Here is a 6,594-nt window from a genome sequence, read left to right on the forward strand (position 1 = left end):
GAGGGGTCAGGGGCGCAGGCGCTCGAGCCGCTCCCAGTCGAACACGACGCCGTGGCCGGGGCGGTCGGGGGCCAGCGCATGGCCCTCCTCGATGACCAGCGGCGCCTCGATATACTGCTCGAGGCCGAACCCGTGCGCCTCGAGATAGCTGCGGTTGGGGCAGGCCGCGAGCAGCTGCACCGTGATGTCGTGCGCGCCGTGCGAGGTCACCGGCAGGTGATGCGCCTCGGCCAGCCGGGCGATCTTCATGAAGGGGGTGACGCCGCCGCAATTGGTCACGTCCGGCTCGGGAAAGCTGACCCCGCCGCTGGCGATCACGGTCCTGAAGTCCCAGAGGCTGCGCAGGTTCTCGCCGGTGGCCACCGGGATGCCGCCCTCGGCGAGCACGCGGGCATGGCCGGCCGGGTCGTCCGGCGGGATCGGCTCCTCGAACCAGACGAGGTCGAACTCGCGGAAGGCCCGCGCCGCGCGGATCGCGCCGTCCACCGTGTAGGCCATGTTGGCATCGACCATCAGGGGCATGTCCGGCCCGAACTCGGCGCGCATCGCGGCGATCTTGGCGACATCCTCGCGCAGCAGCGGGCGGCCCACCTTCATCTTGATCGCGCGGTGCCCGGCGGCGCGGTTCTCGTAGGTCTGCGCCACCAGCTCGTCCGGCGTGAGGTCGATGTCGATCCCTCCGGCATAGGCCGGCACCTTCGGGTCATAACCGCCGAGCAGCCGCCACAGCGCCAGGCCGGCGCGCCTCGCCTTCAGGTCCCACAGGGCCATGTCGAGCGCCGAGAGCGCCAGCACCGTCGGCCCGCCGCGCCCGCCATAGTGGAAGGCCCACCAGAGATCCTTCCAGATCGCCTCGATCAGGTCGGCATCGCGCCCGGCCACCCGCGGCGCCATCTCGCGGCCGAGGATGTCGGCCGCCGCCCCGCCATTGACGCCGCAGGTGAAGGTGTAGCCCACCCCCTCGGCGCCGTCGGCGTCGCGCACCCGGGCGGTGACCACCTCGAAGCCCGCCATCCGCCCGTGCATGCTGTCCTCCAGCGCGCGCGGCAGCGGGATCAGGTAGTGATCGGCCCGGGTCTCGCGGATCTCGGCCATCGCTGCCCCCTATCGCAGGAACAGCGTGACGATCGGCGGCCAGATCAGCAGCACCGAGAGCGCCAGCAGCTGGATGCCGATGAACGGCAGGAAGCCGCGGAAGATGTCGGTCAGCGAGATGTTCGCCGGCGCCACCGACTTCAGGTAGAACGCCGCCGGCCCGAAGGGTGGCGAGAGGAAGCTGACCTGCATGTTCATGCAGAACACCACGCCGAACCAGATCGCGACATAGCGCTTGTCCATCTCGCCGATCAGGCCGAGCTCCTCCGCCGGCAGCTTGAGCACGATCGGCAGGAACACCGGCATGATCAGCAGCACGATGCCGACCCAGTCCATGAACATGCCCATGATGAGGAAGATCAGCATCATCACGAGGATGATCCCCATCGCCGGCAGATCGGCGCCGACGATCATGTTCGCCACATAGGTCGGCCCGCCGGCCAGGGTGTAGGCCGCCGCCAGCGAGGCCGCGCCGATGGTCACCCAGATGATCGTGCCGGTGGATTTCAGCGTGCGCATCACGCTGTCCCAGATGATCTCGAGCGTCATCTCCCGGCGCACCAGCCCGATGGTGAAGACCGCGATCACCCCCATGCCGGCGGCCTCGGTGATGCCGGTGATGCCGCCATAGATCGAGCCGAGCACCACGCCGATGACGATCAGCGGCGCCACCAGCCCCTTGCCCATCAGCCAGCCGAGCCGGGTGCGCTCGACCCCGAGCACGCCGAAGATCAGCACCAGCGCGAGCACGCCGGCGCCGATCAGCCAGGGCAGGTCGGAGACCATGCCGAGCGGCACCGGATCGACCCCCTCGGTCACGAGATTCGCCCCGGTGGCGGTGAAGAACAGCACCCGCACCGTCAGCACCGCGCTGGCGCCGAGCAGCAGCACCGCGAGGAAGCCGTAGAAATGCTTGCGCTTCTCGGCGCGCGGCGGGTCGTCCGGGCCGGGCTCGGGCAGCGGCGCCTGATCGGGGTTCAGGTTGCAGCGCAGCAGGATGTAGAGGATGAAGAACGAGGCGAGCATGAAGCCCGGCAGGAAGCTCGCGGTGAACAGCGCCTTGATCGAGGTCTCGGTGACGAGGCCGTAGAAGATCAGCACGATCGAGGGCGGGATCATCGTGCCCAGCGAGCCGCTGGCGCAGATCGTGCCGATGGCGAGGTTCTGGTTGTAGCCGAGGCGCAGCATCTGCGGCAGCGCGATCAGGCCGAGCAGCACCACCTCGCCGCCGATGATGCCGGACATCGCCGCCATGATCACCGCCATGATCGAGGTGACGATGGCGATGCCGCCGCGGGTGCGGCTGAGCCACATGTTGAGCGAGTTGTACATGTCGCGGGCGATGCCCGAGCGCTCGAGCAGCGCCGCCATGAAGATGAACAGCGGCACCGATATCAGCACGTAGTTCGTCATCTGCCGGTAGACCGCCTGGCCCAGCACCGCCAGCGGCCCGCGCCCGAAATTGCCGTAGAGCAGCTCCGGGCCGAACTTCATCACCAGCGTCATCACCGCGAGGAAGGCCGAGGCGAAGCCGAGCGGCATGCCGATCGCCAGCAGCACGAACATCGAGATCAGCAGGATCAGGCTCAGCGTGCCGATATCGCCGACCTTCATCCAGCCGAGCAGGTCTAGGAGCTCCATCTCAATCTTCCTTCAGCGCGCGGCGGATGTTCTCGATCTCGGTCTCGTCGATCTCGTCGGCCGGGGAATGATGTTCGGGCGCCTTGTGCCAGTCGGCGATCAGGTTGGAGAGCGCCTGGATCGCCACCAGCGAGATGATGATCAGGATGCCGGGCTTGATGGTGGCCGGGATCGGCGGGTCCCAGGCGGTGCCGAAGGCCTCCATGCGCATGAACTTCTGCACCGCCTCGTTGTAGCCGCCCCAGACCAGCGAGATCGCGAAGAGCCAGATCAGCGCCACCGAGACGCAGTCCGACAGCTTCTGCATGCCGCGCGGCATCAGGTCGTAGATGATGTAGATGCGGATATGGCTGCGCTGCTGCATGGCATAGAGCCCGGCGAACAGGAACACGAAGCCGGCCATCCAGAGCGAGAGCTCGTTGGCCCAGAGCGTCGGCCGCTCGAACACGTAGCGCGCCACCACCTCGTAGAACATCACGAGGACGATCAGCACCACCCAGATCATCGCGAGGCGCGAGCAGATCAGCGAGATCCAGTCGAAGAAGCCGGCGGGCTTCGGCTCGATCGCCCCTATGGTGTCGGACAGGAAGAGCGAGGCGAAGACGAAGGAGGCGAGCAGCGCCCAGAGCATCGCCAGCACCTCGGTGCGGCCCTCCGGGCGCAGCATCTCGTGCATGCCCACCTCGCCGCCGAGGAAATGCGCGCTCACCGTCAGATAGGCGCCGATGATCGCCGCCGTGGCGACGGACAGATACATCAGAAGCTTGATGGGCTGGCGCATCGGTCCCAGCCAGACGCTCTCGTTCTCCATGGGGGAGCTCCCTCCGCGGCGGGCGCGGGGCATCGCGGTCCGGCGGGCCAGAGCAACGGCCCGCCGGCGCGCATTCAGCCGCGCGGTCGCCTCGCCTCGCCTCGGCGATCAGTCGGCCATCAGGCCGAGCTGGCGCAGATAGTTCGAGTGGCTCTCGACCAGCGCCTTCGCCTCCGGCGTGGTGGCGAAGTCGATCCAGGCCGCCTGCGCCGCCTTGCGGAAGGTCGCGAGATCCGCCGCCGACCAGGCATGCAGCGTCACGCCCTCGGCCTCGAGCTGCGCCGCCGCCTCGGCATTCTTCTTCTCGAAGGTCAGCGCGGTCTGCAGCGCGAGCTTCTGCATCGCGGTGTCGATGATGCGCTTGTGATGCTCGGGCATCCCCTCCCACACGTCCTTGTTGCAGGCGAGGTGGTCCGACGGCATCGAGTGGAAGCCCGGATAGGTCGCGTGCTTGACGATGTCGTAGAGGCCGAGGCCGACATTGTTGGCGATGCCCGAGGCATCGGCGCCGTCGATGATCCCGGTCTCGAGCGCGGTGAAGATCTCGGTGAAGTCCATCACGATGGGCTTGGCGCCGAGATTCTCGAAGATCTTGGTCTCCATGCCCGGCGGCGAGCGGAACTTCCAGTTGGTCAGGTCGGCCGGGCCGGCGATCGGCTTCGAGGAGGACAGGCTCTCCTGGCCATAGACCCACCAGCCGATCAGCTGCATGCCGTATTCGTTGTAGAGCTCCTGCGCCGCCTCGTAGCCGCCGCCGTGATAGAGCCAGGAGAGCTGCTGATAGGGCGTCGCATAGCCGCCCATGATGTCGCCGACGAACTGGAAGCCGGCGTTCTTGCCGGTCTGGTAGGCGCCGCCGGTCATGTCGCAGTCGATGATGCCGGTGGCGGCGGCGTCGAAGGCCTCGACGGTGGCGACCACCGAGGAGGAGTAGAACATCTCGATCTGGATCTCGCCGTTCGACATCACCTGGATGTCGTCGACGAACTGGCCCGCCAGCTTGCCGGAGACGGTCTCGGGCGCATAGTGCGTCTGGATGCGCAGCGTGGTCTGGGCCATCGCGGGCGCGGCGAGCAGTGCGGCCATTGCGGCCGTCATCAGGAAGCTCCTGGATTTCATCGTCATTCCTCCCAATCGGCGGGCAGTCCCGCACTTTGTTCTTGCTGCGGGCCCGGGGCCCGTCGTCGAGAATGGTATACCATTCACCCGTTACGTATAGAGGCAGGCAGGTCGACAATCAACGGAAAATGGTATACCAAATCCGCGAGCCCGGTCCGGGGCTCCCCCCGCGTCACCTCGCCCGGTGACACGGCGGCAGCACCCAGTCGAACCCTGGAGAGAGCGTGGCACGGCAGGCGCTATCAGTCGAGATTGCAGATCGCATGCGGCGCGAGATCCTGCGCGGCAGCCTCGCCCCGGGCGCGCCGATCAAGGAGCGCGTGCTGGCCGAGCGCATGCAGGTCAGCCGCACGCCGATGCGCGAGGCGATCCGCATCCTCGCCAAGGAGGGGCTGGTGATCCTGCGCCCGGCGCGCAGCCCGGTGGTGGCCGATCCGCCGATGCAGGAGATCGCCGATTCCATCGAGGTGCTGAGCCTGCTCGAGCTGCGCTCGGGCGAGCTCGCCTGCGCCAATGCCACCAGCGCCGAGATCGCCGGGATCCGCGCGCTGAACGACCGCTTCGCCGCCGCCTACGACCACACCGACATGCTGGACCTGTTCGAGATCGACATGGGCTTCCACCGCGCCATCGCCCATGCCTCGCACAACCCGGTGCTGGCGGAGATCTACGAGGCGCTGCTCGCCCGGCTCTGGCGCGCGCGCTACCTCTCGGCCCGGCAGCGGCGCAACCGCGACCGGGTGCTGCGCCAGCACTGCGCCATCGTCGAGGGGCTGGAGCGGCGCGACGTCGACCAGGTGCGGCGCGAGATCGCGGCGCATCTGCAGGGGCTGATGGACAACATCGTCGCCCATATCGCCGGCGAGGTCGCGGCCGAGGACCCGCCCCCCGGCGGCCCGCGGCCCGAACCCGCCTGAACCGCGCCCGCCTGACCCGCGCCGCGGCTCCGCCCCCGGCCCGTGCTCAGCCCGGCCCGTGCCGGCTCAGCCGAGGCCGAGCCAGCCCGGCAGCTCCGCCACCGAGGCGATGCGCGCATCGGGCTGCTCCGGGGCCTCGGCATCGGCCGGGCGGAACTTGCCGCTGCGCACCTGCACCGCCAGCAGCCCCGCCGCCCGCGCGCCGGCGATGTCGGCCTCCATGTCGTCGCCGACCATCACCACCTCGCCCGGCGCGAGGCCCGCCCCCAGCCCGGCGATCCCGGCGGCGAAGAAGCTCCCGGCGGGCTTGCCGACCACCGTCGCCTCGACCCCGGCCGCCATCTCCAGCGCCGCGACGAAGGGCCCGAGATCCAGCGCCAGCGCGCCGTCCCGGCGGCAGAAGCGGTTGCGGTGGAGCGCGACCAGCCGCGCCCCCGCCGCCAGCATGGCAAAGAGCCCGTTCAGCCGCTCCCAGGTGAAGCCGGTGTGCAGGTCGCCGAGCAGCACCGCCTCCGGCGCCTCGGCAACCAGCGCGAGCCCCGGCAGATCCTCGGCCAGCGCCGGCGCCGCGGCGAGATGCACCCGGGCGATCCCGGCCTCCGCCAGCAGATGCCCGGCGGCCAGCACCGGCGTCAGGATCTCCGCCGGTTCCGCGATGATCCCCCGGCCGGTCAGCGCCGCCGCGATGGCCGCCCGCGGCCGCGTCGTGGTGTTGGTCAGGAAACGGAGCGGCAGCCCGCCGGCCCGCAGCCGCGCCACCGCCGCCGCGGCGCCGGGCACCGCCCGGCCCTCCTCGAGCAGCACCCCCTCGATGTCGAGCAGCACGCCCTTCGCCGTCATCGCCGGACCCTCCCTGCGCCGGCCGCCATCATAGCACCGCCGCCCCGCCGGCCGGAAATCGCCATCCGGGCCCGGCCCCCGGCATCACCGGGAGCTCCGCCCGGCTCGCCCCGCGGCGGGCAGCACGGCCGCCGGCCGAGATGCGGGAGGAACCTCCCCGAAGGCGCCGGC

General features: G+C 69.7%; 6 protein-coding genes. 1 reads left to right on the top strand and 5 read right to left on the bottom strand.

The genetic code is table 11. From position 1 onward, the window contains the following. Positions 1-6: 6 nt before the first annotated feature. The 4 genes from QSJ97_RS16835 to QSJ97_RS16850 all read right to left on the bottom strand — a co-directional run bounded on the left by QSJ97_RS16835 (position 7) and on the right by QSJ97_RS16850 (position 4,645). A complete protein-coding gene (locus tag QSJ97_RS16835) occupies positions 7-1,095 on the bottom strand; it encodes a mandelate racemase/muconate lactonizing enzyme family protein (RefSeq protein ID WP_285673142.1) in 1,089 nt (362 codons plus the stop codon). A 9-nt stretch (positions 1,096-1,104) separates the two neighbouring features. Continuing rightward, entirely contained in the window at positions 1,105-2,736 is a 1,632-nt protein-coding gene (locus QSJ97_RS16840; RefSeq protein ID WP_285673143.1) for a TRAP transporter large permease, read from the bottom strand. Between the two features lies 1 nt (position 2,737). After that, positions 2,738-3,547: a TRAP transporter small permease subunit gene (locus QSJ97_RS16845; RefSeq protein ID WP_285673144.1), complete on the bottom strand. Its 810-nt coding sequence runs from the start codon at positions 3,545-3,547 to the stop codon at positions 2,738-2,740. 108 nt (positions 3,548-3,655) lie between these two features. Then, the gene (locus QSJ97_RS16850; RefSeq protein ID WP_285673145.1) at positions 3,656-4,645 is read right to left on the bottom strand and encodes a TRAP transporter substrate-binding protein; all 990 of its coding nucleotides are present in this window, start codon (positions 4,643-4,645) and stop codon (positions 3,656-3,658) included. Positions 4,646-4,890: 245 nt separating this feature from the next. On the opposite strand from QSJ97_RS16850, the gene QSJ97_RS16855 reads away from it, so the two are divergent. Continuing rightward, positions 4,891-5,583, top strand: coding sequence for a GntR family transcriptional regulator (locus QSJ97_RS16855; RefSeq protein ID WP_285673146.1), 693 nt, complete (start codon positions 4,891-4,893; stop codon positions 5,581-5,583). A 66-nt stretch (positions 5,584-5,649) separates the two neighbouring features. Here the strand turns inward: QSJ97_RS16855 and QSJ97_RS16860 are convergent, their stop codons facing one another. After that, a complete protein-coding gene (locus QSJ97_RS16860) occupies positions 5,650-6,423 on the bottom strand; it encodes a TIGR01458 family HAD-type hydrolase (RefSeq protein ID WP_285673147.1) in 774 nt (257 codons plus the stop codon). Positions 6,424-6,594 lie beyond the last annotated feature (171 nt).

The organism is Paralimibaculum aggregatum (assembly GCF_030270585.1).
Lineage (GTDB): Bacteria > Pseudomonadota > Alphaproteobacteria > Rhodobacterales > Rhodobacteraceae > Thermohalobaculum > Thermohalobaculum aggregatum.